The sequence below is a fragment of the Streptomyces qaidamensis genome (assembly GCF_001611795.1).
GTDB lineage: Bacteria > Actinomycetota > Actinomycetes > Streptomycetales > Streptomycetaceae > Streptomyces > Streptomyces qaidamensis.
On the sequence record NZ_CP015098.1, the window covers coordinates 7,302,070 to 7,327,751 of the forward strand.

General features: G+C 71.2%; 23 protein-coding genes. 9 read left to right on the top strand and 14 right to left on the bottom strand.

The genetic code is table 11. The annotated features are described in order from the left end of the window. From A4E84_RS32285 to A4E84_RS32300, 4 genes are all read right to left on the bottom strand, one after another. Entirely contained in the window at window positions 1-984 is a 984-nt protein-coding gene (locus A4E84_RS32285; RefSeq protein WP_062929933.1) for an ABC transporter substrate-binding protein, read from the bottom strand. Continuing rightward, window positions 981-1,850, bottom strand: coding sequence for an ABC transporter ATP-binding protein (locus A4E84_RS32290; RefSeq protein ID WP_062929934.1), 870 nt, complete (start codon window positions 1,848-1,850; stop codon window positions 981-983). The genes A4E84_RS32285 and A4E84_RS32290 overlap by 4 nt, the downstream gene beginning before the upstream one ends. Window positions 1,851-1,966: 116 nt before the next feature. Further along, window positions 1,967-2,500 (bottom strand): DUF1360 domain-containing protein, encoded by a 534-nt coding sequence (locus A4E84_RS32295; protein ID WP_062931687.1) that lies wholly within the window; start codon window positions 2,498-2,500, stop codon window positions 1,967-1,969. After that, window positions 2,493-3,452 (bottom strand): Rieske (2Fe-2S) protein, encoded by a 960-nt coding sequence (locus tag A4E84_RS32300; protein WP_418082235.1) that lies wholly within the window; start codon window positions 3,450-3,452, stop codon window positions 2,493-2,495. Before A4E84_RS32300 ends, A4E84_RS32295 begins: the two co-directional genes overlap by 8 nt. A gap of 141 nt (window positions 3,453-3,593) precedes the next feature. On the opposite strand from A4E84_RS32300, the gene A4E84_RS32305 reads away from it, so the two are divergent. Then, window positions 3,594-4,865: a cytochrome P450 gene (locus A4E84_RS32305; protein WP_062929936.1), complete on the top strand. Its 1,272-nt coding sequence runs from the start codon at window positions 3,594-3,596 to the stop codon at window positions 4,863-4,865. A 130-nt stretch (window positions 4,866-4,995) separates the two neighbouring features. Here the strand turns inward: A4E84_RS32305 and A4E84_RS32310 are convergent, their stop codons facing one another. The 5 genes from A4E84_RS32310 to A4E84_RS32330 form a co-directional block, all read right to left on the bottom strand. Continuing rightward, window positions 4,996-6,882, bottom strand: coding sequence for an AMP-dependent synthetase/ligase (locus A4E84_RS32310; protein WP_062929937.1), 1,887 nt, complete (start codon window positions 6,880-6,882; stop codon window positions 4,996-4,998). A 284-nt stretch (window positions 6,883-7,166) separates the two neighbouring features. Then, entirely contained in the window at window positions 7,167-8,312 is a 1,146-nt protein-coding gene (locus A4E84_RS32315; RefSeq protein WP_062929938.1) for a DUF475 domain-containing protein, read from the bottom strand. Window positions 8,313-8,370: 58 nt separating this feature from the next. Then, complete coding sequence (locus A4E84_RS32320; RefSeq protein WP_063827585.1) at window positions 8,371-8,805, bottom strand: ATP-binding protein; 435 nt, start codon at window positions 8,803-8,805, stop codon at window positions 8,371-8,373. Window positions 8,806-9,042: 237 nt separating this feature from the next. Continuing rightward, complete coding sequence (locus A4E84_RS32325; RefSeq protein ID WP_107308407.1) at window positions 9,043-10,044, bottom strand: TAXI family TRAP transporter solute-binding subunit; 1,002 nt, start codon at window positions 10,042-10,044, stop codon at window positions 9,043-9,045. After that, a complete protein-coding gene (locus A4E84_RS32330; RefSeq protein ID WP_237305024.1) occupies window positions 10,041-12,155 on the bottom strand; it encodes a TRAP transporter permease in 2,115 nt (704 codons plus the stop codon). Before A4E84_RS32330 ends, A4E84_RS32325 begins: the two co-directional genes overlap by 4 nt. Before the next feature lie 218 nt (window positions 12,156-12,373). On the opposite strand from A4E84_RS32330, the gene A4E84_RS32335 reads away from it, so the two are divergent. Together A4E84_RS32335 and A4E84_RS32340 are read left to right on the top strand one after the other, a co-directional pair. Beyond that, window positions 12,374-13,126, top strand: coding sequence for a response regulator transcription factor (locus tag A4E84_RS32335; RefSeq protein WP_062929940.1), 753 nt, complete (start codon window positions 12,374-12,376; stop codon window positions 13,124-13,126). A gap of 9 nt (window positions 13,127-13,135) precedes the next feature. Continuing rightward, entirely contained in the window at window positions 13,136-14,554 is a 1,419-nt protein-coding gene (locus A4E84_RS32340; RefSeq protein WP_062929941.1) for a HAMP domain-containing sensor histidine kinase, read from the top strand. A 29-nt stretch (window positions 14,555-14,583) separates the two neighbouring features. On the opposite strand, the gene A4E84_RS32345 is transcribed toward A4E84_RS32340, so the two are convergent. Beyond that, on the bottom strand, window positions 14,584-15,540 hold the full coding sequence (locus tag A4E84_RS32345) for a TAXI family TRAP transporter solute-binding subunit (RefSeq protein ID WP_062929942.1): 957 nt from the start codon (window positions 15,538-15,540) through the stop codon (window positions 14,584-14,586). A 672-nt stretch (window positions 15,541-16,212) separates the two neighbouring features. Here A4E84_RS32345 and A4E84_RS32350 point away from each other — a divergent pair. From A4E84_RS32350 to A4E84_RS32360, 3 genes are read left to right on the top strand one after another with little or no spacing between them, the layout of a single operon-like run. After that, window positions 16,213-16,752, top strand: coding sequence for a tyrosine-type recombinase/integrase (locus A4E84_RS32350; protein ID WP_062929943.1), 540 nt, complete (start codon window positions 16,213-16,215; stop codon window positions 16,750-16,752). 4 nt (window positions 16,753-16,756) lie between these two features. Beyond that, on the top strand, window positions 16,757-17,671 hold the full coding sequence (locus A4E84_RS32355; RefSeq protein WP_062929944.1) for a HipA family kinase: 915 nt from the start codon (window positions 16,757-16,759) through the stop codon (window positions 17,669-17,671). Beyond that, the gene (locus A4E84_RS32360; protein ID WP_062929945.1) at window positions 17,668-18,000 is read left to right on the top strand and encodes an Rdx family protein; all 333 of its coding nucleotides are present in this window, start codon (window positions 17,668-17,670) and stop codon (window positions 17,998-18,000) included. Before A4E84_RS32355 ends, A4E84_RS32360 begins: the two co-directional genes overlap by 4 nt. A gap of 1 nt (window position 18,001) precedes the next feature. On the opposite strand, the gene aceB is transcribed toward A4E84_RS32360, so the two are convergent. Both aceB and A4E84_RS32370 read right to left on the bottom strand, forming a co-directional pair. Continuing rightward, the gene (gene aceB / locus A4E84_RS32365; RefSeq protein ID WP_062929946.1) at window positions 18,002-19,627 is read right to left on the bottom strand and encodes a malate synthase A; all 1,626 of its coding nucleotides are present in this window, start codon (window positions 19,625-19,627) and stop codon (window positions 18,002-18,004) included. A 208-nt stretch (window positions 19,628-19,835) separates the two neighbouring features. Then, window positions 19,836-20,450 (bottom strand): nucleotidyltransferase family protein, encoded by a 615-nt coding sequence (locus A4E84_RS32370; protein ID WP_062929947.1) that lies wholly within the window; start codon window positions 20,448-20,450, stop codon window positions 19,836-19,838. Between the two features lie 243 nt (window positions 20,451-20,693). Here A4E84_RS32370 and A4E84_RS32375 point away from each other — a divergent pair, with 243 nt between their 5' ends. Then, window positions 20,694-21,023: a DUF5955 family protein gene (locus A4E84_RS32375; protein WP_062929948.1), complete on the top strand. Its 330-nt coding sequence runs from the start codon at window positions 20,694-20,696 to the stop codon at window positions 21,021-21,023. Between the two features lie 106 nt (window positions 21,024-21,129). Here A4E84_RS32375 and A4E84_RS32380 read toward each other — a convergent pair whose 3' ends face one another. Continuing rightward, the gene (locus A4E84_RS32380) at window positions 21,130-21,927 is read right to left on the bottom strand and encodes an IclR family transcriptional regulator (protein WP_062929949.1); all 798 of its coding nucleotides are present in this window, start codon (window positions 21,925-21,927) and stop codon (window positions 21,130-21,132) included. Between the two features lie 245 nt (window positions 21,928-22,172). On the opposite strand from A4E84_RS32380, the gene allB reads away from it, so the two are divergent. Both allB and alc read left to right on the top strand, forming a co-directional pair. Beyond that, window positions 22,173-23,513, top strand: a complete 1,341-nt coding sequence (gene allB / locus A4E84_RS32385) for an allantoinase AllB (RefSeq protein WP_062929950.1) — start codon at window positions 22,173-22,175, stop codon at window positions 23,511-23,513. Between the two features lie 38 nt (window positions 23,514-23,551). After that, complete coding sequence (gene alc / locus A4E84_RS32390; protein ID WP_062929951.1) at window positions 23,552-24,667, top strand: allantoicase; 1,116 nt, start codon at window positions 23,552-23,554, stop codon at window positions 24,665-24,667. Window positions 24,668-24,787: 120 nt separating this feature from the next. Here the strand turns inward: alc and A4E84_RS32395 are convergent, their stop codons facing one another. Then, window positions 24,788-25,531 (bottom strand): SDR family oxidoreductase, encoded by a 744-nt coding sequence (locus A4E84_RS32395; RefSeq protein WP_062929952.1) that lies wholly within the window; start codon window positions 25,529-25,531, stop codon window positions 24,788-24,790. Window positions 25,532-25,682 lie beyond the last annotated feature (151 nt).

The following is a 25,682-nucleotide window of genomic DNA, read 5'->3' on the forward strand; positions in this document are numbered from 1 at the left end:
CTACTTCGTCAGCGCGCCGACGAGGGCGTCGATGTACGCCTCCATCGACCCGGGACCGCCGAACATCCAGATGCCGTCGGGCAGCCGGTGCACCCGGTCCGCCTTCACGAACGGCAGGGAGGTCCACACGGCGTTCTTCTTGAGCTGGCCGGAGAACGGGTTGCTGGACTTGTCGCCGTCGTTGCCGATGTAGGCGAACTGCACGTCCTTCGGCAGGGCGGTGAGGCCCTCGACGTCGGTGGTGCCGAGGCCGTAGGCCGGGTCGCCCTTGACCTTCCAGGCGTTCTTCAGGCTGAGCTGCTCGTTGACGGCGCCGATGAGGGAGCCGCTGGTGTAGGGGCGCAGGGAGACCTGGTTGGACGTCACATAACCGTCGGCGAAGGCGACGTCGGTGCCGGCGAGCTTCGCGTCGGCGAGGGTCTTCTTGCCCTCGGCGACCTTGGCCTCGAAGCTCTTGCGCGCGGCCTCGGCCTTGTCGGCGGTGCCGGTGGCCTTGGCGATGAGGTCGAGGTTGGTGAACATCTGCCCGATCTGGTCGGAGGCGTCCGCCGACTTGATCTCCAGGACCGGGGCGATCTTCCGCAGCTGCTTCACGGCCGCGTCCGGCAGGTCGGAGCTGGCCACGATCAGGTCGGGGGAGAGCGAGGCGATGGTGTCCATGCTCGGCTCGCCGCGCGTGCCGATGTCCTTCGGCTCGTTCTTCAGCGGGACGGCGGTGTCCCAGGTCTTGTAGCCCTTGACGTCGGCGACGCCGACCGGGTCGACGCCGAGGGTGATGAGGCTCTCGACCTCGTTCCACTCGGTGGCGACGACCTTCTTGGCCGGACCGTCCAGCTTCACCTTCGCGCCGGTGGAGTCGGTGAGGCTGATGGCCTCGGAGGTCTTCTTCTGCGCGCTGTCGGCGGCCGGCTCGGTGGTGCCGCAGGCGGCGAGGGTGAGCGCCGCGGCGGTGGTGGTGGCCGCGGTGAGCAGGAGACGTCTCATGAAGTGGTGCCGAGCCTTTCGCTTCGGTCGGAGCGGGTGTGGTGCCGGCCGATCGGACGGGTCCGTATCCGGCCGGTGTGGGGGTCTGTGTCGACGTCGATCCGGATGCCGTAGACGGCGGTCAGCCGCTCCGGGGTCAGGACCTCCTCGGGCCGGCCGTCGGCGACGATCCGGCCCGCTTCGAGCAGCGTGATCCGGTCGGCGATGGCCGCAGCCTGGTCGAGGTCGTGCAGCACGACCCCGACGGCGATCCCGTGGTCGTCCGCCAGGTCGCGGACGAGGTCGAGGAGTTCGATCTGGTAGCGCAGGTCGAGATAGGTCGTCGGCTCGTCCAGCAGCAGGACGCCGGTCTCCTGGGCGAGGCAGCTCGCGAGCCACACGCGCTGCAACTGCCCCCCGGAGAGGTGGTCGGCGCCGCGCTCGGCGAGGTCCGTCACGCCGGTCAGCGCCAGCGCCCGTTCGACGGCGGCGGGCGCGTCCGGATCCGGCCGGCCGAAGCGGCCCCGGTACGGGTAGCGGCCGAACTCGACGAGATCCCGCACGGTCAGCCCGCTCGGCGTGGGGCGCCCCTGTGTCAGCAGGGCCACGTACCGGGCGAACTCCCGGGCGGACAGGGCGAGGCCGTCGGTGTCACCGTCGATGCCGATCTCGGCCCGGCGGGCCGGCTGCAGCCGGGCGATCGTCCGCAGCAGCGTCGACTTCCCGCTGCCGTTGGGACCGACCAGGACGGTCACCTCGCCGGGCCGCAGCGCGATCGCCGCGTCGTGCACGACGTCCGTGCCGTCGTACGACACGGTCACGCCCGTGGCCGACAGCTGATGCCCGCGCAGACGCAGTCCGCCGGCCGTTTCTTCACCAGATCTCACGCGGCGAAGGTTAGCCTAACCTAATATCGCCTTGACAAGGGGGTGGCGCGTCCGGACCCATCCGGTCCTGCGGGGGGTGTGAGGGTGAGAGCGCCCAGGGGTTCTCCGGCGCGCGGTCAGTCGCCCGTCGCCTTGTCCACCAGGGCGCCGTACGCCAGTTGCAGCGCGTCCGCCCCGGCCAGGGCGGTGAGCGTGCCCATGGCCGTCCGGGTGGCGCGCGGCCAGAGCAGCCGCCCGGCGGTCAGGCCCGACGCCACCCAGACGCTCATACAGAACGGGCAGGTCGCGAGCTCGCCGACGGTGTGCTTCCCCTGCTCGGGCTGCGCCTCCTCGTGCAGCTCGGCGGGGCCCTGCGGCCCGACGTACCGGGTGAAGGGAGCCCGCAGCGGGCTGGTCACCGCCGCCTTGCTCAGCAGCCGGCTGAGCCGGAACGTGGCCACCGACGTCAGGACCACGTCCCACGGCTCGGGCCGCTCGGGCAGCGGGCGCCCGCTGCGCCGTACCGCGATGGTCCAGGCCACCGTGCAGGCCGCGAAACCGGCCATGGCCGCGACATAGCCGCCCAACGGGCGATCGTGCCCCGCCGCGTAGTCCCGGCGGGTGCGCCGGAGCGCTGCGTGCAGCCGGCGCGCGAGGCGGCTGTCAGTCATGGTCGCCGTGCCCATGGGCAGCCCCCGATCGTGTCCTGTTCCCCTGTCCGGCCGGCTCTCCGCCGTTCTGGTGACGCAGCCGCACCTCGACGTGCCCGCCGGTGATCCGCGTCTCGAAGGAGGGCTGGGGCGCGGTGGCGGGTCCGCGTACGTTCCAGCCGTCGGAGAGCCGGAACACGCTGCCGTGCCACGGGCACCGCACACACCCGTCGGCGACGGTGCCCTCGGACAGCGGCCCCGCGAGGTGGCTGCACCGCTCGGCCAGCGCGTGGACCGCCCCGCCGGACTCGCGCACCACCAGCACCGGCACGTCGTCCACGCTGCGCCGCACCGGCTCACCGGCCGGGAACTCGTCGACGCTCCCGACCCGGTGCCAGCCCGGGGAGACGACGTTCGGGACCTCCTCGGCGTGATTGGCGCCGGAGGCCTGCCGGTAGGCCAGGTGGCCGCCCAGCATGCCCCCGACCCCGACCGCCGTGAGCCCCAGGAAGCCGTAGGCCCGGCCCGCCCCCTCGCGCCCCTTGACGCGGCAGACGAGCGAGGCGGCGTACAGACCGACGGCCACCGTGTTCGACAGGGCGTGGACCAGCCCGACCCGCTGCTGACGGTGGTGCAGCTCCGCCCAGTCCACCCAGCCGGCCACGGCCGCGGGGGCCGCGGTACCCAGCCCGACCCCGACCAGCAGCCCCGACTCTCGTGAGCGGCCGGGGCGCAGATCCAGGACGGCCGCCGACAGCCAGCTTCCGATCGGCACCTGCACCATCAGCGGATGCACCGGGTGCCCCAGCCACCTGCCGTGCAGCAGGTCCCGGCCACGGCCCAGGGGAAGGGCCCGCACGCCCCTGCGGAGCGTGTCGATCAGCGCGTCGGCCCTGGGCTCCCGCTCCAGACGGTCCAGCAACCACAGGACCCGGTTCTGCCGCATCACGCGGCGACGTGGGGTTGCGCTCATGCCCCGCCGAGTCCCCACCGCCACCAGCGGCAAACCGGACGCGGTGCGGCGGCGGCCCTGGTCAGTCGCCCCGCCGGAGCCGCACGGGCGCGCGGGCGTGTCCCCGGTTTCCCGGCAGGGCCGGCGGGCACTCGCCGCGCCATGGATCCCCGTCTCCGTGCACCCCTCGCCGACAGCTCGCTCGCTCTCCTGGCCAAGGGATACGCATGGCTGCCCGACCGGAGGCGCCGCACCACCGCTCCGCTCGTACGCACCCGGCTCCTGGGACAGCCGGTGGTCGCCCTGCACGGCCCCGAGGCGGTGCGGTTCTTCTACGACGAGCGGCACGTCGAGCGCCGGACGGCACTGCCCGGACCGGTGCTGAGCACGCTCTTCGGGCACGGGGCCGTGCACACCCTGGACGGGCCGGACCATCGCGTACGCAAGGACATGTTCGTGTCCCTGCTCACCGGGGCGGAGGCGGTCGCCGGCCTGGTGGACCGCGTCGCCGCGGAGTGGGACGAGGCGGTGGAGTCGTGGTCCGGCCGCCGGGTCGTGCTGTTCGACGAGACGAGCCGCGTCCTCACCCGGGGGGTGTGCCAGTGGGCCGGACTCGCCGTCGAGGACGCCGGCCCCCTGGCCCGGGACCTCGTCGCCATGGTCGACGGTTTCGCCGGCCCCGGCCCGCGCCACTGGCGGGCCCGCCGGGCACGGGCCCGCTGCGAGGCCTGGCTGGGGCGCCTGGTCGAGGACGTACGGGCAGGGGCCGCCACCGCGCCGGCCGGGTCGGCACTGGAGGGGATCGTCCGGCACCGGGACGCCGACGGCCGGCTCCTCGCCCCGCACACGGCCGCCGTCGAACTGCTCAACGTCATCCGTCCGACCGTCGCGGTGTGCTGGTTCGTCACCTACGCCGGTCACGCACTGCGCCTCAGGCCCGATCTGCGGGACCGGCTGACCGGTGACGATCCCGCCTACGCCGTGGCGTTCGCCCACGAGCTGCGGCGCTTCTACCCCTTCGCGCCCTTCGTCGGCGGCCGGGCCGCCACCGATCTGGAGTGGCGGGGCGAACCCATCCGGTCCGGCACGCTGATCCTGCTGGACCTCTACGGGCAGAACCACGACCCCGACCTCTGGGACGACCCGTACACCTTCGAACCGCAGCGCTTCCTCCAGCGGCCGCCCCAGCTCGACGAACTGATCCCCCAGGGCGGCGGCGACCGCGACACCGGTCACCGCTGCCCCGGCGAGGACGTCACGACCGCCCTGCTGCGCGCCCTCGGGCCCCGGCTGGCCCTGCTGGAGTACGACGTGCCCGAGCAGGACCTGCGGATCCCGCTGAACCGCATACCGGCCCGGGTCCGCAGCGGCTTCGTCCTGGACGCCGTCCGGGCACCGGTACCCGCTCACGGGCCCGCGCCCGCGGCACGCTGAGGCCGACCGGGATCCGGCCGCCGGCCGAGGCTCCTTTACCGGCTGTCGTGCCTGGTTACGATGGCCCTTCGGATTCTGCCCTCCGTGGAGCCCTGGGCCATGTGGAAGTGCCGTACCGGACCGATGGAGGTCACGCCTCGCGGGAACCCTCGTACATGGCCTCGATGGCCTCGGCGTACTCGCGCTCCACGACAGGCCGCTTGACCTTGAGGCTCGGGGTGAGCTCGCCGTGCTCCACGTCGAGGTCGCGCGGCAACACCGAGAACTTCTTGATGGTCTGCCACCGCTGCAGTTCGCCGTTGACACGCTGGACGAAGCCGTCGATCAACTCGTGCACCTGCGGTGACGAGACGACCTCCGCGTAGCCGCGGCCACCGAGGTCGTGGGATGCCGCCCACGGCATGATGGCGGTTTCGTCGAGGGCGATCAGAGCGGTGCAGTAGTTGCGGCCGTTGCCGATGACGAGGACGTTGCTGACGAACGGGCAGATGGCTTTGAAGCGCCCTTCGATCTCCGTAGGAGCCACGTACTTGCCGCCCGAGGTCTTGAACAGGTCCTTCTTGCGGTCGGTGATCCGGACGAAGCCGTCGCCGTCGACCTCTCCGATGTCGCCGGTGTGGAACCAGCCGTCGCTCTCCAGCACCTCGTCGGTCTTCTCCGGGAGGTTGTGGTAGCCGCGCATGATGCCGGGCCCTCGGAGAAGGATCTCGCCGTCGTCGGCGATGCGGACCTCGGTCCCGGGCAGGGGTTTGCCGACGGTGCCGACGCGAAGGTCGTCGGCGGGGTTGACGGTGCAGGCGGCGCTGGTCTCGGTCAGGCCGTAGCCTTCGAGGACGGGCACGCCGGCGCCGGCGAAGAAGTAGCCGATGTCGGGCGCGAGCGCGGCACTGCCCGAGACGCTGCCGCGCAGATTGCCTCCGAAGGCAGCGCGGATCTTGCGGTACACCAGCCGGTCGGCCAGGGCGTGCTGCACGGAGAGCCACAAGGGGACCTGGCGTCTCGCGGTCGCCGCCACGGTGTTCTGCTGCGCCCTGGCGTAGTCGCGGGCGACCTGCGCCGCCCAGAGGAAGATCTTGTACTTGGCGCCGCCCTCGGCCCTCGCCCTGCTCGCGATGCCGTTGTAGACCTTTTCGAAGATCCGCGGTGCGGAGGCCATCACGGTGGGCCGGACGGCGGGCAGGTTGGTGATGATGCGGTCGACACGCCCGTCCACGGCCATCACATGTCCGGTCCTGATCTGACCGGAGATCAGAGCCTTGCCGAAGACGTGGGACAGCGGCAGCCAGAGGAACTGCACGTCGTCGGGGCGCAGCAGCCCGCTGACCTCCTGTGCTACGCCCTGGTACGACCAGCAGTCGTGGACGAGGCGAACGCCCTTGGGGCGGCCGGTCGTGCCGGAGGTGTAGATGAGGGTCGCGAGTTGTTCCCGCTCGATGGCGCCGACGGCTGCCTCGATTGCGTCAGGGTGCTCTTCCAGGTGCGCGGTGCCGAGCTTCTCGAGCTCGGCGAGTGACAGCACCTCCAGGCCGTCCACGGGTATGGCGTCCGCCTGTGGGTCGAAGAGGATCGCGTGGTCGAGCCCGGGCAGGCGGTCGGCATGGGCGATCACCTTGGCCAGCTGGGCGGCGTTCTCGACGAAGATCGCCCGGCTGCCGGAGTCGGCGAGGATGTACGCCGTCTCGTCGGCATTGGTGCTGGGGTAGACGGCGGTGGCGGCAGCGCCCGCGCACATGACGCCCATGTCGGCCAGGATCCATTCCACGCGAGTGGAGGAGGAGATCGCCACACGCTCTTCGGGCCGCACCCCGAGTGCGAGAAGGCCGGCCGCGATCACCTTGACCCGCTCGCCGGTCTGCGCCCAGGTCAGCGAGTGCCACTGCTCGGTGCCGGAAGAGCCGTCGTCGGACGGTGCGGGGTAGCGGTAAGCCTCCAGGTCAGGTGTGGCCCGGACTCTTGAGAGGAAGAGGTGCGCCACGGAAACCGGGCGGCTTTCAAGAAGGGACTGCGCGGTACTCACATCGACCTCCGGGCCCGGATGCGCCCATCCAAAGGCTTGTTAACTGGCTGGTAACTCGTAAGCAGAGCTGAGACTAAAGGCAAATCCTCCGGCACGTAAGGGGGGAGGTTCTGGGGTGAACCCCCGCCAACGCGGGTGTGCTGTGCGCCGTTGGCGGGGGTTCACCCCATGCAGTGGGCGGAGCGTGTAGCGACGGCTTGGTCGAGCGGGCGGAAGGGCAGAGTGGGAGGCGCTCCCCGGGCGACCCGCTGTGGTGGAACGGCACACGAGGGTTCGTCGGCTGGTCAGGCCCCGGCCGAGACCTGAGTCTTCTCGCCCGAGGCCGCGGCTGTTCCTTCTGCCGCCTGGAGTGTCTTGTTGCGTCGCACGGAGGACAGGAAGGAGGCCGCGATCAGGAACACGCCGACCAGGCCGGTGATGATCTCGCTGATCTCGTGCTGGATCGTCACCAGCAGGATCACGGCGAGCGCGCCGATCGCGTAGTGGGCGCCGTGCTGCAGGTAGACGTAGTCGTCCAGGGTGCCCTCGCGGACCAGAAAGACCGTCAGCGAACGCACGTACATCGCGCCGATGCCCAGGCCGAGCGCCATCCAGAAGATGTGGTTGGTGATGGCGAAGGCGCCTATCACCCCGTCGAAGGAGAAGGACGCGTCCAGCACTTCCAGGTACAGGAAGAGGAAGAACGCGGCCTTGCCGGCCAGGGCGACGGCCGAGACCGGTTTGCCCTCTGCCCTGGCCTTTTCCTCCTCCTCGTGTTCGTGCTCCTCCTCCTCTTCGAGTTTGTCCTCGAAGTAGCCGGAGAGACCGCCGACCACGAGATACGTGACCAGGCCGGCGACGCCGGAGAGCAGCACGGTGGCGGACTTGTCGGCGTGGCCCGTGCTGACGTGGGCGTTGGTGGCGAAGGTCATCGCGGTGGCCAGCAGCACGATCAGCGCGACGCACACCGACAGCATGTCGACCTTGCCGAGTTTGGCGAGCGGGCGTTCCAGCCGGGCCAGCCACTTGATGTCCCGGTCCTCGAGGATGAAGTCCAGGAAGATCATCAGCAGGAACATGCCGCCGAAGGCGGCGATCGCCGGGTGGGCGTCGGTGACCAGGTCCTCGTAGCGGTTCGGGTCGTCGAGGGCGAGCTGCACCGCCTCGATGGGGCCGGCCTTCGCGCTGATGGCGACGATCACGACCGGGAACACCAGCCTCATGCCGAACACCGCGATCAGAATGCCGAGGGTGAGGAAGACGCGCTGCCAGAAGGCGTTCATCTTCTTCAGGATCCCGGCGTTGACGACCGCGTTGTCGAAGGACAGCGAGATCTCGAGGATCGACAGGATCAGTACGATCCCGAACGCCTCCCAGCCCCACTGCCATGCGGCGAAGGCAAGGCCGGCCGCCGTGACGGCGAACGACCAGCCGAATGTCCTCAAGATCATGTCTTTCCCATGCAGTCGGAGTGAATACGGAGGCTGGGGGTCTCCGGCGCCGCTCGTGTCACGACGCCGGCCGGTCGAGATGGCTTGTGGGCGCGTGGGGTGCTACCTCGAACCAAACGGTCTTTCCCGTGGCCGTGGGCGTACTGCCCCAATCGGCCGCCAGGGCCGCGACCAGCAACAGGCCGCGACCGCTCTCGGCGTACGGCCCGCCACCATGCGAGGTCCGGAAAGGGCGAGCCGTGTCGGCCACCTCCACCCGCAGCCGGGCCCTCGTCCAGCTCACGACGACGTTGTACGGGCCGGTGGCGTGCTGCAGCGCGTTGGCGATCACCTCGCCGGAGAGCAGCGCCAGGTCATCCAGCGTCTCGTCCGGAAGCGCCAGACCCCAGTCGCCGACCGTCGACAGGACGAGCCGACGCGCCGTGGGAACGGTCTCGTCCCCCGTGCTGAGGGTGAAGTCGCGGCACAGGGGCTCTCTGTGGGTGTGCACCATGATCACCCCTTGACAGGTGCGCTCCCGGCGCGGACCGGGCGGCGACACCGCGGACACGGTCGGCGGGCGTGAGGCAGCAGGCATATGAAGGAGGGGCCGGCAGCGGTTCCCGTGATCGGTCGTACGGCTTGTCGTTCGCGCGCGTTGGTGCGCCCGCGCCGGGCAGAGGTTGATCTGTCTGTGATGCGTGGCCGGTCCATTTCGGGACGGACCGGCCACCTGCCCCTTGCCTGTGGTTCAGGACTTCTGGGCGAGGGCCTTCAGCGCCTTCTCCGCGCCGGGGTTCAGCTGGACGGGGGTGACGATCTCGGCCATGTCGAGATCGATGTCGGCCGCGGCCGCGTTCACCTTCTCCAGTTCGCTCTTCTTCTCGTAGACGAGGTTGACGATCTCGGCGGCGAGATCCGGGTCGAAGCCCTTCTTCACCAGCAGCACGTTCGGTACCACGATCGTGGGCACGTCCTTGGACTGGTTGTATACGGACTTGGGGATGGAGGCCGTCATGTAGACGTCGCCGTACTCCTGGTTCAGAGCGGACAGGTGCGGTGTCACGTCCAGGAAGCGGACCTCTTTCTTGAGGCTGGTGGTGAGGTCCGTGATCCCGCCGCTGGGCAGTCCGCCGGACCAGAACAGCGCGTCGATCGTGCCGTCCTTCATGGCGTCCACGGTTTCCGGGAGGCCGAGACGGTCGGCGGAGATGTCCTTGGCGGGGTCCAGCCCGGCGGCCTTCAGCAGCCGGTTGGCGATCACTTCCGTCCCGGAGCCGGGGGCCCCGGTGGACACTCTCTTGCCCTTCATGTCTGCGATGGAGTCGATCCCCGCGTCGGAGCGGACCAGTACCTGGGTGTAGTTCGGGTACAGCCGGGTCAGTGCCTCGATGTCCTGGGGGGAGGAGAAGGACTCCTTGCCCTCGACGGCGTCGCCGGCGGTGTCGAGCAGGGAGAAGGCGAGGTCGTAGGTGCCGGCTCCGAGGCCCTGGATGTTCTGCACGGAGGCGCCAGTGGTGGTGGCGGTGGCCCGGTAGCCGTCGAGGTTGTCGGAGATCAGCTCCGCGAGTCCGCCGCCGACCTGGTAGTAGACGCCGGTGGTGGGGCCGGTCGCGATGGTGAGCCGGCCTCCCTTCCCGCCGCTGTCGGCGGCCGTGTTCTCGGTCTGCTTCCCGCCACCGCAGGCGGTGGCGAGCAGACCTACGGCGAGAGCGGCGGTGGCGAGGCGCAGGGTGCGCATCCGGTGCTTCATGAGGAGAGCTGTCCTTCCGTGATGGTGTCCGCCTGGGGGTTCTCACCGGTGGTGGAACCCGAGAGGGTGGACTGCCGACGGCGTACGAGATGCACGCCGAGGGCGAGTACGAGGGCCGCGCAACCCGCGGTGATCGCCACGGGTTCGAGGTACAGCAGGCACAGGGCGGCGGCGGCGCACAGCGCACGCTCCACCGGGCCCGCCGGGCCGAGCAGCCGGCCTCCGGTGGCCGCGGCCAGTGCGGCCACGGCGAGGGCGGAGACCGCGGTGGTCCACAGGACGCCCCACAGGCCGCCGGTGCCGAGCAGATGGGCGCCGTTGTCGGTGAGGACGAAGGCGAACGGCACGAGGAACGCGGGCAGCGAGTACTTCCAGGTCGCCACCATCGTGCGCATCGGGTTGCCGCCGGTGATCGCGGCGGAGGCGGCCGCCGCCATGGCCGTCGGCGGGCTCACTTCGGAGAGCACGGCGTAGTAGAAGATGAACATGTACGCCTCGTGGGTGGCGACTCCCAGTTCGAGCAGGGCCGGCGCGATGATCACCGCGGCGATGATGAACGAGGCGGTGACCGGGACCGCGAGCCCGAGGATCGACACCGCGACGGCGGCGAAGAGCACGGTCAGGACCAGTGTCACGGTCGGGTTCTCGCCGAAGGCCCCGGCCGCGTCGACGATGACCGAGGCCAGGTTCAGGCCGAGACCGGTCTGGGTGACGACGGCGACGATCATGCCCGCCGCGGCGCAGGTGGCGACGACCGGGAGGACCGACTTGCTGCCCTCGGCGAGGGCTTGGTACAGCCGTCGCGGCGTCATCCTGTGCTTGGGGTCGAGGAACGACAGCAGGAACTGCAGGGCCGTCGCGTAGACCACCGCCCTGAAGGGGGGCAGCCCCATCGCCATGAAGCCGACGATCATGAAGAGGGAGAGGAAGTGGTAGCCGAACCGGCCCAGCAGGCGCAGTGCCGAGGTGGGCTCGTCGTCCACCACGGGCTGGGTGTGGTGCTTGCGGGCGTCGATCTCGACGGCGAGGAGGATGCCCAGGTAGTACAGGAGCGTGGGCACCAGCGCGTACAGCAGGACGGTGAGGTAACTCTCCCTCAGGTACTCGGCGATGATGAACGCGGCGGCGCCCAGTGTCGGCGGGGAGAGGATCGCGCCGATCCCGGCGGCCGCGAGCACTCCGCCGCCCTGCTCCTTGCCGTAACCGGCCCGGCGCAGGACGGGCCAGGCGACCGAGCCCAGGCTGACCGCGGTCGCGGTGCCGGAACCGGAGACGGTGCCGAGGAGGAAGCCCGCGGCGGTCACCGTGCGTCCGGGCGCGCTGCGGGAGCCGCGGAAGGCCGCGAACGACAGGTCGATGAAGAACTTGCCCGCGCCGGAGATGTCGAGGACGGCGCCGAAGATGGTGAACAGGACGATGTAGGTGCCGGCGACGTTCAGCGGCACGCCGTAGACGCCGTCGGTGCCCATGAAGAAGTGGGCCGCGATCGCGTCGATGTCGAAGCCGCCGTGCGCCAGCGACCAGTCGTACGGCAGCAGTCCGCCGTAGTACGCGTACACCAGGAAGCTCGCGCAGAAGGCCGGCAGGACCCAGCCGGTGGTGCGTCGGCACGCCTCCAGGACCAGCACGATCATGGCGAGGCCGGCCGCCGTGTCCAGCGAGGTCGGCAGCTGGCGCCGCTCGATGAAGGCGTCGAACTCCAGCAGCGGGTACAGGCACACGGCGAGTGCCGCCGCGGCGAGCAGCCAGTCGAGCCACCCCGGTTTGTCGTGGCGGACGGCCGCCTTGTCCGGCACCCCGTCGGCGGGCGCGGTGCGGTCACCGCGTCGCCAGGGCAGCAGCAGCGCCGGTACCCGCACTGTCCCGCGGTGGGTCAGGAAGATCAACGGCAGCGTCCCCGCGAGGAAGAGGGTCAGGTAGTACTGGGTGCCCTTGGCAACCGGAAAGAAGATCGCGTACAGCACGAAGACCGACAGCGAGGCGCACACCACTGACACGGCCGCGGAGACCCGAGGGGAGAGTTTCCGGGCCGGCCGCTCCTGCTCGAACTCGGCCACGAGCTCCTCCGCTGATCGCGGCCTCGACTCGGGCGGCACCGTTGCCATGCTCATCGCGGCTTCTCCTGGGACTAGGCGGTTCGTGGTGTCCCAGACCGTGGCAGCTGTTCACATGCGTGCAACAGAGCACGACCGAGGACTTAACGTAGGTTTAGGGTTCAGTGACGGCGGTCACTTCTACGCTCATCGCACCGGCTGTGACCTGCGCGCTCCCTCGGCACCTGTGCCGCCGGGCCTCAGGGCCCGCCGGATTCCATCCACCGGGAGGCCGTGTGCGGATACTTCTCGTCGAGGACGACAACCGGGTCGCCGACGCCCTCACCGGTGCCCTCCGGCGCCACGGATACGAGGTACGGCGTGCCGCGAACGCCGCCGACGCCCTGGCGGCACCCCCTGCCGATCTCGTGCTGCTCGATCTGGGCCTGCCCGACCGGGACGGCATCGAGGTCTGCCGCGAACTGCGCGCCCGCGGCGGCGTACCGGTGATCGCGGTGACCGCGAGGGGAGACGAGCCCGACCGGGTGCGGGGGCTGCGCAGCGGCGCCGACGACTACGTGGTGAAACCGTTCGGCACCGCGGAGTTGCTGGCCCGTATCGAGGCGGTGCTCCGGCGCAGCGTGAGCCAGCGCGGCCATGAGGACCGGCTCGTCGCCGTCGAGGGCCTGGAGGTGGACCTCGGGCGGCGCACGGTCACCGTGGACGGGCGCAGCGTCGCCCTGACCTTCAAGGAATTCGAGGTTCTCGCCCTGCTGGCCCGCGCGGGCGGTGCCGCCGTACCCCGCGACCGGATCGTGGTGGAGGTGTGGCAGACGACGTACGACGGCATGTCACGCACCCTCGACGTCCATGTGGCCACCCTGCGCGGCAAGCTGGGGCGGGCGGGGGGCTTGGTACAGACCGTGCGAGGGTTCGGGTACCGGCTCTCCGCGGGCCCGGGGGCGGCCCGCGATCCGGGGGGCGGCACCGGTCCGGGAGCCGACGGTGGTGGCGCGGAGGCCGGCGGTCCGGCGGCGGCAGGCGAGTGAGGACGCCGGATGCGCCGCCGACTTCTCTTCATCGTCTTCGTCCTGGTCGCAGGTCTGATCGTCGCGCTCAGCCTGCCCCTGGTGCGGGCCACCGCGGAGCGTACGGTCCAGAGTTCGTTCATCGGGAGGGTCGAGGACGGCGCCTGGTTCGCGGACCTGGCCGCCACCGCCCTGGAGTCGGGGCGGACCGGCCGTCTGGAGGCCGCCGCCGACCGCTACGCGAACCTCTACGACTCACGCGTCGCGGTGGTCGACGCCGACAGCGAGACCGTGATCGCCTCGCGCCCCGTCGACCTGGAGGAGCCGCAGGCGCGGTCGGCGCTGCTGCTCGCCCTCGCCGACCGGCCTCCCGAGCAGCCCGGCGTGTGGTGGCCATGGGACGACCGGCCCTTCGTGCTGGCCGAGCCCGTCCGGCGCGACGGCCGTGTGCTGGGTGCCGTGCTGATCGTCTCACCCACCGAACAGGCCCGTTCCGAGGTGGCCGACCATCTGACCCTGGTGGTGCTGGGCAGCCTCGCGGCACTCGTCCTGGTGGTGATCGCGGTCGCGGCGCCGGTGGTCCGCTGGGTGCTCCGTCCTGTCCACGACCTGGACCGTGCCACCCATGAGGTCGCCCTCGGGAGCCTGAAGACCCGTGTGTCGGAGCGGGTGGGTGCCCCGGAACTGCGCCGCCTCGCCAACCACTTCAACGTGATGGCGGACAGCATGCACGCCTCCCAGGAGCAGCAGCGGGCGTTCGTGGCACAGGCGTCCCACCAACTGCGCAATCCGCTGACCGCGCTCCGGCTGCGGGTGGAGAACCTGGAGGAGTTCGTGAACGACCCGCGCGGTCTGAACGAACTGCACTTCGCCGTGGAGGAGGCCGACCGGTTCGGCGAGATGCTCGACGCGCTGCTGCGGCTGGCCAGGGCGGAGGCGTCGGAGGCGGAAAGGGGACCGGTCGACGTCACCGCCGTGGTGACGCACCGGGTCGATGCCTGGCGGGCTGCCTTCTCCGGTGCGGGTGTCCCGCTCACCACGCAGATTCCCGACGGGGTGAGCGCGCTGTCCCTGCCCGACTGTCTCGACCACGCACTCGACACCCTGCTCGACAACGCCCTCAAGTTCGGCGAGGGGGCACCGGTCGATGTCTCCGTGCACCGCGCCCCGGCCGGGGCAGCGATGGAAACGGTCGAGGTGACGGTACGGGATGCCGGCCCCGGCCTGACCGCGGAGGAACTGTCCCAGGCGGGCGGGAGGTTCTGGCGCAGCACACGTCACCAGAACGTCCGCGGCACGGGGCTCGGCCTCGCGCTCACCCGCATGGTGGTGGAGGCTGGCGGCGGTGAACTGCTCCTGGCAGCCGCGCGGCCACACGGACTCTCCGCCACCGTACGGCTGCCCGCCGCGCCGGCACTCCCCGGGGATCCCCTGTCCGATCCGCTGTGAGGGGAGCCGGTGACGGTACTTGCGAGCGGTCAGGGATGTGACTCGCGGTACCACCGAGCGGCGCCGGGGTGCAGCTCCAGCGGGTGGGTGGCGATCGCCGTACGCCGGTCGAGGCGGCGGGCCTCAGGGTGCGCCCGGATCAGCCGGGACTGCCCCTCGAACAGCAGCCGGGTCAGCCAGTACGCCTCCGCGTCCGGCATGTCCCGCCGTACCACCAGGAAGTTCGGCACGCTCACCGTGGTCACCGCGCTCTGCGCTCCGTACACGACGGCCGGCACGGTGGTCTCGGTGTACAGCTCGCCGTAGGACCCGGTGAGCTCGTCGACCACGTCGCCGAGGTCGACGAGGCGGATCATGGTGCTGCGGCGCAGTTCGGTGATGGCTCCGGTCGGCAGACCGCCGCTCCAGAAGAAGGCGTCGATACGCCCCTCGGCCAAGGCGGTCGCCGACTCGCGCACATCCAGCCGCAGCGAGGTCAGGTCACCGTCGGGGGAGAGCCCGGAGACCTTCAGGATGCGCTCGGCGATCAGCGCCGTGCCTGAGCCCTCGGACCCCACGGAGACCCGCAGCCCGTGCAGCGCCTTCGCGCTGCGGACCGGGCTGTCCGCGCGGACCACCAACTGCACATAGTTGTCGTAGAGCGAGGCCAGCGCCACCACGGGCAGCTTCTGGGAGAAGGGCGCGCTCCCGGCGACCGCGTCGGCGGCGGAATCGGCGAGGGTGAAGCCCGCCTGTGCCTGGTCGGCGGCCACCCGGCGCAGATTGTCCACACTGCCTCCGGTGTGCAGAACCCGCGCCGAGACGTCCGGCAGCCGGCCCTCGATGAGGTCGGCGTAACCGGCCCCGTAGTCCGCGTAGACACCGCCCGGGTTGCCGGTGGCCACCTTGATCTCCCCGGACGGGCGGGGCGGCGCGTCGCTTCCGCCGCACCCTGCGAGCAGCAGTGCCGCGGTGAGGGCGGCGGCGAGTACGCGCGCCAGCCGCATGGGTACCTCCCTCGACGTTCCGAGCCGCGTACAGGGCGTGCGGCCCATGTCGTGCGGGGTCCGATGGGCCGACTCGGTCAGCCTAGCCGTCTGCGAAGACGGCGGTCCGTGACCGGGCGGTGGGCGGTCGGCGGCGTCCCCGGCGGTGCTGCCGTACGGTGAACAGCCCGGCGGCCGCAAGCCCCACGGCGCGCGGGACGGCGGCGGACTGTCCCCCACTCCTGGACCGACGTCACCGGGCGCGGTCATCGGGCGCGCTGGTCAGCGGCGGGCGAGGCCGGGCCTTCCGCCCGTGACGGATCCGGGGCGAGTTCGCCCAGGAGCGCGGGCGAGAAGTTGCCGCCGGTGAGGACCGTTCCCAGCGAGGCGGCGCCCAGGTCGTGCCGCAGAGCCGCGGCGATCCCGACCGCGCCCGGGACTCCAGGAACAACCCCAGGGTGTCCCGCACGATCCGCAGGGCCAGCCAGGTCGCCGGCATACCCGGGGTCCGGGATCGTTCCTTCGAGACCCTGGAGGATGCCAAGGCGTGGCTTCGTCGAGCAGCCACGCGCGCGTACACAGCGAAGTCGGAGGCCACCGTCTCCTCGGTCGACTACCGGCGCGGCATCTTGTCCGAGCTGTCCTCCATTCTGGAGGCGGCGGTCGATGACAAGCGGTCTCGCCAGGAACCCCATGCACGCGAAGTCCGTGCGGTGGCCCAAGGCTTCACAGGAGCGGCGCGAGGCGTGGCCGCTGGAGATGGCGCTGCGAGTCCGCGACGTCATACTCACCACACGATTCGGCAACGCCATTGCGGTGAACACGTGGAACACCTACACCTGGAAGCCCGCGTTGGCCAAGGCCGGCATCATCCCGCCACGTGCCAAGGGGGCAAAGGACTGGCAGTGGGAAGCGGCTCCGAAGGACGGCTTCCACGTGCTGCGGCACACCTATGCCTCGATCATGCTGGAGGCGGGAGAGTCCGTAGTGACCGTGGCGCGGTGGCTCGGGCACTCCTCGCCGGCGATCACCCTCGGTTACTATGCTCACTTCATGCCGGAGGCCGGAAGCAAGGGGCGGACGGCCATTGACGGACTGCTGAGGAGGCGGGGAGATCTGCATGCCGGTCGAAACTCCCCAGATTCTCCCCAGGGCTGCCGACGGCCAGTTCCCACTGTTCAGCATCTCCGGGAATGGCCGTGGATTGCAAGGCTGATGAGGCGGGTGACCTAAGAAGATGATGAGAGAGGTCACCGCGACCCGCTACATCGAACCGCTGCGATCCGGCGGTTCCGTCCCCGGCGTCGTCGAGGCGGACGACCTCGGCACCTACGTCGTGAAGTTCACCGGCTCTGCGCAGGGCCGCAAGGCACTCGTCGCCGAGGTGATCGTGGGGGAGCTGGCCCGCGCCCTCGGGCTGCGCTTCCCGGAGCTGGTCCTGGTGCACTTCGACCCGGCGATCGCGGACCACGAGCCGCACCAGGAGGTGCGGGGCCTGCACGCGGCCAGCGCGGGCGTCAACCTCGGCATGGATCACCTGCCGGGCGCCCGGGACTTCACGCCGGAGCTCGCCCGGGTCTTCCCCGTGGGCCCGCTGGAGGCAGGGAAGATCGTCTGGCTCGATGCCCTGACCGTGAACGTCGACCGCACGGTCCACAGTTCCAACCTGATGGTCTGGCCCACCCTGGGCGTCGCACCCCCGCGCCTGTGGCTGATCGACCACGGCGCCGCCCTGGTCTTCCACCACCGCTGGGACGCCGCCGACCCCCGCAAGGCCTACGACTTCCGGCACCACGCCCTCGGCCACTACGGGCCCGACGTCCGGGCCGCCGACGCCGAGCTGGCGCCCCGGGTGACCGAGGAGCTGCTGCGGCGGATCCTCGCCGAGGTCCCGGACGCCTGGCTCGCCGACGAGCCGGGCTTCGCCACCGCGGACGAGGTGCGCGCGGCGTACGTGACGTACCTGCACGCGCGCGTGCGGGCCTCCGGGGACTGGCTGCCCACGGGCTTCCCCACCCGGGAGGAACTCGCCGCCGAGGAGGCCCTGCGGGCGGCGAAGAACCAGCAAGGACGCCCCGCGTGGCTCAAGCAGGTGCCCGACCTGCACGGCAAGCCCGCGGCTCAGCAGGATTGGTCGGTGCACCTCGGATGACGGACGTTCAGCGGGTCGGGATCGAACTGCCGGAGGACTCGCCGGCCGCCGCGCGGCGGGTCGAGATCGAGTACTGCACCCAGTGCCGCTGGCTGCCCCGCGCGGCCTGGCTGGCGCAGGAACTGCTCACGACCTTCGAGGCCGAACTCACGGAACTGGCCCTCAAGCCCGGCACGGGCGGGGTGTTCGTGGTCCGCGTCGGTGACGAGGTCGTCTGGGACCGGCGCGAGCAGGGCTTCCCGGAGCCGACGGCCGTGAAGCAGGCCGTACGCGACCGAGTGGCCCCGGGGAAGTCCCTGGGCCACTCGGAGAAGCCGTCCGCGGACTGAGTCAGCCCTTGAGCTGCTCGTAGGCGGGGAGCGTCAGGAAGTCGGCGTAGTCCTCGTCGAGGGAGACCGTCAGCAGCAGGTCGTGGGCCTGCTGCCAGTTGCCGGCCGCGAAGGCCTCGTCGCCGATCTCGGCCCGGATGTTGGCGAGTTCCTCGGCGGCGACCTTGCGGGCCAGATCGGCGGTGACCTGCTCGCCGTTGTCGAGGACGACCTCCGCGTTGATCCACTGCCAGATCTGGGAGCGGGAGATCTCGGCGGTGGCCGCGTCCTCCATCAGGTTGAAGATGGCGACCGCGCCCATGCCGCGCAACCAGGCCTCGATGTAACGGATGCCGACCTGCACGGCGTTGACCAGACCCGCGTAGGTGGGCTTGGCGTCGAGCGAGTCGATGGCGATGAGGTCGGCCGCCTTGACGTCGACGTCCTCACGCAGCCGGTCCTTCTGGTTGGGCTTGTCGCCGAGGACCTTGTCGAAGGACTCCATGGCGATCGGCACCAGGTCGGGGTGGGCGACCCAGGAGCCGTCGAAGCCGTCGCCGGCCTCGCGGTCCTTGTCGGCGCGGACCTTCTCGAAGGCGACCTTGTTGACCTCCGCGTCCCGGCGGGAGGGGATGAAGGCCGCCATGCCGCCGATGGCGTGCGCGCCGCGCTTGTGGCAGGTGCGGACGAGGAGTTCGGTGTAGGCGCGCATGAACGGGGCGGTCATCGTCACCGCGTTGCGGTCCGGCAGGACGAACGCGGCGCCGCCGTCACGGAAGTTCTTGACGATGGAGAACAGGTAGTCCCAGCGGCCCGCGTTCAGCCCGGAGGCGTGGTCGCGCAGTTCGTAGAGGATCTCCTCCATCTCGTACGCGGCGGTGATCGTCTCGATGAGGACGGTCGCGCGGACCGTGCCCTGCGGGATGCCGCAGTACTCCTGCGCGAAGACGAACACCTCGTTCCACAGGCGCGCCTCCAGGTGGGACTCCGTCTTGGGGAGGTAGAAGTACGGGCCCTTGCCGAGGTCCAGCAGGCGCTGGGCGTTGTGGAAGAAGTACAGGCCGAAGTCGACGAGGGCGCCGGGCACCGGGGTGCCGTCGGCATCGACGAGGTGACGTTCGTTCAGGTGCCAGCCGCGCGGGCGCATGACGACCGTGGCGAGCTCCTCGTTCGCCTTGAGGGCGTAGGACTTGCCGGACTTCGGGTCGGTGAAGTCGATGGTGCGGGTGTAGGCGTCGCTCAGGTTGACCTGGCCGAGGACCACGTTCTCCCAGGTGGGTGCGGAGGCGTCCTCGAAGTCCGCGAGCCACACCTTGGCGCCCGAGTTGAGGGCGTTGATGGTCATCTTGCGGTCGGTGGGGCCGGTGATCTCGACCCGGCGGTCGTTCAGGGCGTCCGGGGCGGGGGCGACCTTCCAGGAGTCGTCGGCGCGGATCGCGGCGGTCTCCGGGAGGAAGTCGAGGGTGGAGGTGCGGGCGATCTCGGCGCGGCGCTCGGCGCGGCGGGCGAGGAGCTCGTCACGCCGGGGCGTGAACCGCCGGTGCAGCTCGGCCACGAAGGCGAGCGCCGCTTCGGTGAGGACCTCCTCCTGCCGGGGCAGGGGCTCGGCGTCGACGATGGCCAGCGGGGACGGCGCTGGAGCGGACATGAACGGTCACTTCCTTCAGCGAGCTGTGAAGACGAGCCGGCGTGCTTGGCACCGGGTGCCAGTCTTCCCGGATACGGCGTTCGGCGCCCGCGGAGCAGACGGGCGCTTCTGAACAGTGGATACTAGTTTCCTCATAGTGGAAGTTCAATCGTCTGTTGATGTCGAGATTCTCCGGGTCGAGGCAAGGTGGCGCTTCGTGCCACCCCGCTCACTCCAGGTGGGTCAGATCGGCTTCGGTGTCGATGTCGAAGGGCCGGGCGACGTCCCCGCACTCGACGAGGGCGACCTCCGGCCGGTGCTCCTTCAGATAGGCGCGTGCCCCCCGGTCCCCTTGCGCAGTCGCGGCGACGCCCGCCCAGTGGGCGGCGCCGAACAGCACCGGATGGCCGCGCACACCGTCGTATGAAGCGGAAACGAGCGACGATCCGCCCGTGCAGGCCGCGAGGACCCGGGCCACCGCCTCCGGTCCGATGCCGGGCTGGTCGACCAGTGACACCAGGGCGGCCCCGGCACCCGTGCCGGCGAGCGAGCCGAGCCCGGCGCGCAGCGAGGTCCCCATGCCCTGCTCCCAGTCGGGGTTGTCGACCAGGACGCACCCCGGGAGCCAGGCCCGGGCGCGCACCTCGTCGGCCCGGGCGCCCAGCACGACGTGGACGGTCGCACAGCCACCCTCCCGCAGCACCCGCACGGCGTGCTCCACCAGAGGCCGTCCCCGGTGCGGGAGCAGTGCCTTGGGTCGCCCGCCGAGCCGCCGTCCACCACCTGCCGCGAGCAGCAGTCCCGCAACCGCCGGCGCCCCGTCCGTCGTCTCCCGTGTCGTCATGGCTCCTGCATACCGCACGCCCCGCACAGGGGTGCGACGGCGCGGGGTGCGCGTCGCACGGGCGTGCGCCTCGGGCCAGAAAGTCACTCAGCGAAACAAGTCGATGACGCAATGGACTGGCGCCTGGTGGTCCGCGTCGTTTACTGTCGCCCGCACCGACCGGCCGGGTGCCCGACGGCTGCCCGGTGTGGGGGACTTCGCGTCGGAAGGGCACGCGCACGGCGAGGTGCGAGGGGGAGGACTGTGTTGCGGAGCGTCGAGCAGAAGCGGCAGGGGCCTGTGACCGGCGGCGAGGAGGATCCGCGCGTGACGGAGCTGCGCTCCGCCGTGTCGCGGTTGCGCCGCCGACTGGCCGCCCATCCGGGCGAGTTCGCCGACCGGACGATAGCCGAGGAGGAACTGGCCGCCATGGCCGCCATGGCCGCCGATGGCATCCCCGAGACCTCCTGCCTGCGCCGCTCTCTGCTGCTGATCGCGGGCGCGATCGGCTCGGTGAGCGCGCTGTCCGCAGAACTGAGGGAGGTCCGGCGGGCGGTGGATCTCTTCGGGGGGCCGGTGCGGGGCCAGGGCTAAGCCCGGAATGCGCACCGGGCCCCGCGAGGCGGCGGGCTGATCCGAGCGCCTGGGGCCCGGGTGCGGTCGCGACCCCGGCTTGCAGCCGCGGCTGCGGTCCCTGCCGTTACGCGGGACTCTGACTCGCGAGCGCCACGGACAGTTCCCCCGCGACCTGCTGGAGCACCGGCACGATCTTGTCCGTCGCCGCCTCCGTGACCCGTCCCGCCGGGCCCGAGATGGAGATGGCCGCGGCGGTGGGGGAGTCGGGCACCGGGACCGCGAGGCAACGGACCCCGATCTCCTGCTCGTTGTCGTCGATGGCGTAGCCCTGGCGGCGCACGTCCTCCAGGGCCGCGAGGAACCCGTCGGGCGTCGTGATCGTCTTCTCCGTCGCCGCGGGCATGCCCGTACGGGAGAGCAGCGCCCGCACCTCCTCCGGCGGGAAACCGGCCAGCAGGGCCTTGCCGACGCCCGTGGAGTGCGGCAGCACCCGTCGGCCGACCTCCGTGAACATCCGCATCGAGTGCTTCGACGGCACCTGTGCGACGTAGACGATCTCGTCCCCGTCCAGCAGGGCCATGTTCGCCGTCTCGCCGGTCTCCTCGACCAGTCGTGCCAGGTACGGCCGTGCCCAGGTGCCCAGCAGCCGGGAGGCCGACTCGCCGAGGCGGATCAGGCGCGGGCCGAGCGCGTACCGCCGGTTGGGCTGCTGACGTACGTACCCGCAGGCCACCAGTGTGCGCATCAGGCGGTGGATGGTCGGCAGGGGCAGGCCGCTGCTTGCGGACAGCTCACTCAGGCCCACCTCGCCGCCCGCGTCCGCCATCCGTTCGAGCAGGTCGAAGGCGCGCTCCAGGGACTGGACGCCGCCGTTGGCGGAGGACCGGGCGGAGTCGGTGGTGCTGGCGCTGGACGTCGGCACGGCGTTCCTTTCGGGGCGGGCGGGAAGGGCAGAAGCCTACCCGGCAGTCGGTTGACTCCCCGCTTGTACGTAGCTACGTTCTGCGTGCTGGAAGCTTAATTCCGCTTTGTGGAAACGTCCAGGAGTGTGCACCGAAGGGCGCCGCAGTCCAGTGTGCCCTTGACGTCGCGGAAGAGGGAGTGAAGACTCCTTCAACAGAAAGTTGAATTCCGTTACGCGGAAGTGATTGGAAGTAAGGGGTTCGGGTGTCCGACGCTGAACTGGTGCTTCGCTCGACGCGTGTCATCACTCCCGAGGGGACCCGCGCCGCATCGGTCGCGGTCGCCGCCGGCACGATCACGGCCGTCCTCCCGTACGACGCGCCCGTACCGGAGAGCGCCCGCCTGGAGGACCTGGGCGACCACGTCCTGCTGCCCGGCCTCGTCGACACGCACGTGCACGTCAACGACCCGGGCCGCACCGAGTGGGAGGGCTTCTGGACCGCCACCCGCGCCGCGGCGGCCGGCGGCATCACGACTCTCGTCGACATGCCCCTGAACAGCCTCCCGCCGACCACGACCGTCCCGCACCTGCGCACCAAGCAGCGGGTGGCCGCCGACAAGGCACACATCGACGTCGGCTTCTGGGGCGGCGCGCTGCCCGACAACATCAAGGAGCTCCGCCCGCTGCACGAGGCCGGTGTGTTCGGCTTCAAGGCGTTCCTGTCGCCGTCCGGCGTCGACGAGTTCCCGCACCTGGACCGGGACCCCCTCGCCCGCACCATGGCCGAGATCGCCGCCTTCGACGGACTGCTCATCGTGCACGCCGAGGACCCCCGCCTCCTCGCCGCCGCCCCGCAGCAGCCCGGCCCGAAGTACGCCGACTTCCTCGCCTCCCGCCCCCGGGACGCCGAGGACACCGCCATCGCTCAGCTCATCCGCGAGGCGAAGGCCCTCCACGCGCGCGTGCACGTCCTGCACCTCTCCTCCAGCGACGCCCTGCCGATGATCGCCGAGGCGCGGGCGGAGGGCGTCCGCATCACCGTGGAGACCTGCCCCCACTACCTGACCCTCACCGCCGAGGAAGTCCCCGACGGTGCCAGCGAGTTCAAGTGCTGCCCGCCCATCCGCGAGGCCGCCAACCAGGACCTGCTCTGGCAGGCGCTCGCCGACGGCACCATCGACTGCGTCGTCACCGACCACTCCCCGTCCACGGCCGACCTGAAGACCGACGACTTCGCGACGGCCTGGGGCGGCATCTCCGGCCTCCAGCTCAGCCTGGCCGCGGTCTGGACGGAGGCCCGCAGGCGCGGGCACGGCCTGGAGGACGTGGTGCGCTGGATGTCCGCGCGCACCTCCGAACTGGTCGGGCTCGACGACCGCAAGGGCGCCATCGCGGTGGGCCGCGACGCCGACTTCGCCGTCCTCGCCCCCGACGAGACCTTCACCGTCGACCCGGTCGCCCTCCAGCACCGCAACCGCGTCACCGCCTACGCCGGCAGGACCCTGCACGGCGTCGTGAAGTCCACCTGGCTGCGCGGGCAGCGCATCGTCGCGGACGGCGAGTTCACCGAACCGAAGGGGCGGCTCCTCACCCGGACCCACTGAATCCCCTCCCGGACACCCGAAAGGCAGACCTGATCATCGTGACGGCGATCCCCAGCTTCACCGGCGACGCGAACCCCTACGGAGGCGGCGACCCGTACGCGGACTACCGCACCGCCGACTTCCCCTTCACCCAGTACACCGACCTCGCCGACCGGCGTCTCGGTGCCGGTGTCATCGCCGCCAACGACGAGTTCTTCGCCCAGCGCGAGAACCTGCTGGTGCCCGGGCCCGCCGAGTTCGACCCCGAGCACTTCGGCCACAAGGGCAAGATCATGGACGGCTGGGAGACGCGCCGCCGGCGGGGCGCCTCCGCCGGCCACCCCTGGCCGACCGAGGAGGACCACGACTGGGCGCTGGTCCGCCTCGGCGCCCCGGGCGTGATCCGCGGGATCGTCGTCGACACCGCCCACTTCCGCGGCAACTACCCGCAGGCCGTCTCCGTCGAGGGCACCCGCGTCATCGGCTCCCCGTCGCCGGAGGAACTCCTCGGGGACGACGTGAAGTGGACGACCCTCGTCCCGCGCACCCCGGTCGGCGGCCACGCGGCGAACGGGTTCGCCGTCGACGTCGAGCAGTGCTTCACGCACCTGCGGGTCAACCAGCACCCCGACGGCGGCATCGCGCGCCTGCGCGTCCACGGCGAGGTCGTCCCCGACCCGGCCTGGCTGGAGGCGCTCGGCACCTTCGACGTCGTCGCCCTGGAGAACGGCGGCCGGGCCGAGGACGCCTCCAACCGCTTCTACTCGCCCGCCTCCAACACCATCCAGCCGGGCCGCTCCCTCAAGATGGACGACGGCTGGGAGACCCGCCGCCGCCGCGACCAGGGCCACGACTGGATCCGCTACCGGCTGGCCGCCCAGGCGCAGATCCGGGCCCTGGAGATCGACACCGCCTACCTCAAGGGCAACAGCGCCGGCTGGGCGTCGGTGTCGGTCAGGGACGGCGAGGACGGCGACTGGCAGGAGATCCTGCCCCGCACCCGCCTCCAGCCCGACACCAACCACCGCTTCGTCCTGCCGGCCCCGGCCGTGGGCACGCACGCGCGCGTGGACATCTTCCCCGACGGGGGCATCTCCCGGCTGCGCCTGTTCGGCTCCCTGACCCAGGAGGGCACGAGCCGGCTGGTGGCACGCCACCAGGAGCTGGGTGGCTGAACAATCCCGTGACCGTGGGGCTCACCAGCCGGACCGTGAGGCTCACCCGCCGGACCATGGGGCTCACCCGCCGGACCGTGGGACGCACCCGCCGGACGGCACCGGTGCGCCCCACGCGCCTCACGCCGCGTGGCCCCCGTCCACCGAGAACTCCGCCCCGGTCACGTACGTCGCCCCCGCCAGGCAGGCGACCATCGACGCCACCTCGTCCGCCGTCCCGAACCGGCCCAGCGCCGTCATCGCCGCCTGGCCGGCCGCGTACGGCCCGTCCGCCGGGTTCATGTCCGTGTCGATCGGGCCGGGAAGGACGAGGTTGGCCGTGATCCCGCGTCCGCCCAGCTCCCTGGCCAGCGCCTTCGTCAGACCGGCCAGGGCCGCCTTGCTCATCGCGTAGAGCGTCCCGCCGGGCCCCGGCACCCGCTGGGCGATGCAACTGCCGATCGTGATGATCCGCCCGCCCTCGGGCATCCGCGCCGCGGCCGCCTGAGAGGCCAGGAAGACACCCCTTACGTTCACGTCCAGGACCCGGTCCACCTCCGCGAGCGACAGGGTCTCCAGCGGCCCGAGCACCCCCACACCGGCGTTGTTGACCAGGATGTCGAGCCCGCCCAGCGCCTCGGCCGCCGCGTCCACCACGGCGGCTGCCTCGGCAGGCTGCGCCAGGTCCGCGCGCACGGCCACCGCCCGGCGCCCCAGCGCCTCCACCTCCCGGACGACGTCCTCGGCCGCCTCCTTGCCGTTCACATGGCTGACGGCCACGTCCGCCCCCTCCCGCGCCAGCCGCACCGCCGTCGCCGCGCCGATCCCACGGCTCCCGCCGGTCACGAGAGCCACCTTGCCGTACAGAGTTCCCTGAGTGGTCATGAGTCCATCCCAGCGGCCGCACGGCACCGGCGCTGGCGGCGAACGGACGTCGAGGTGAGACCGCCCGCGGCGTGCGTCGTGCCGGGGGACGGGCGTACGGCCCAGCGATGAGTTGCGGGCGGCGGCGGGGTCTGAACCGATGACAGCAGAT

Excerpts from the sequence above, each read along its gene's own strand:
- A4E84_RS32395 (WP_062929952.1), bottom strand. The coding sequence starts at position 25,531 with ATGACCACTCAGGGAACTCTGTACGGCAAGGTGGCTCTCGTGACCGGC.
- A4E84_RS32285 (WP_062929933.1), bottom strand. The coding sequence starts at position 984 with ATGAGACGTCTCCTGCTCACCGCGGCCACCACCACCGCCGCGGCGCTC.
- aceB (WP_062929946.1), bottom strand. The coding sequence starts at position 19,627 with ATGTCCGCTCCAGCGCCGTCCCCGCTGGCCATCGTCGACGCCGAGCCC.
- A4E84_RS32350 (WP_062929943.1), top strand. The coding sequence starts at position 16,213 with ATGCACGCGAAGTCCGTGCGGTGGCCCAAGGCTTCACAGGAGCGGCGC.
- A4E84_RS32355 (WP_062929944.1), top strand. The coding sequence starts at position 16,757 with ATGATGAGAGAGGTCACCGCGACCCGCTACATCGAACCGCTGCGATCC.
- A4E84_RS32325 (WP_107308407.1), bottom strand. The coding sequence starts at position 10,044 with ATGAAGCACCGGATGCGCACCCTGCGCCTCGCCACCGCCGCTCTCGCC.
- A4E84_RS32360 (WP_062929945.1), top strand. The coding sequence starts at position 17,668 with ATGACGGACGTTCAGCGGGTCGGGATCGAACTGCCGGAGGACTCGCCG.
- A4E84_RS32320 (WP_063827585.1), bottom strand. The coding sequence starts at position 8,805 with ATGGTGCACACCCACAGAGAGCCCCTGTGCCGCGACTTCACCCTCAGC.
- A4E84_RS32330 (WP_237305024.1), bottom strand. The coding sequence starts at position 12,155 with ATGAGCATGGCAACGGTGCCGCCCGAGTCGAGGCCGCGATCAGCGGAG.
- A4E84_RS32370 (WP_062929947.1), bottom strand. The coding sequence starts at position 20,450 with ATGACGACACGGGAGACGACGGACGGGGCGCCGGCGGTTGCGGGACTG.
- A4E84_RS32315 (WP_062929938.1), bottom strand. The coding sequence starts at position 8,312 with ATGATCTTGAGGACATTCGGCTGGTCGTTCGCCGTCACGGCGGCCGGC.
- A4E84_RS32295 (WP_062931687.1), bottom strand. The coding sequence starts at position 2,500 with ATGACTGACAGCCGCCTCGCGCGCCGGCTGCACGCAGCGCTCCGGCGC.
- A4E84_RS32340 (WP_062929941.1), top strand. The coding sequence starts at position 13,136 with ATGCGCCGCCGACTTCTCTTCATCGTCTTCGTCCTGGTCGCAGGTCTG.
- A4E84_RS32345 (WP_062929942.1), bottom strand. The coding sequence starts at position 15,540 with ATGCGGCTGGCGCGCGTACTCGCCGCCGCCCTCACCGCGGCACTGCTG.
- A4E84_RS32305 (WP_062929936.1), top strand. The coding sequence starts at position 3,594 with ATGGATCCCCGTCTCCGTGCACCCCTCGCCGACAGCTCGCTCGCTCTC.
- A4E84_RS32300 (WP_418082235.1), bottom strand. The coding sequence starts at position 3,452 with ATGAGCGCAACCCCACGTCGCCGCGTGATGCGGCAGAACCGGGTCCTG.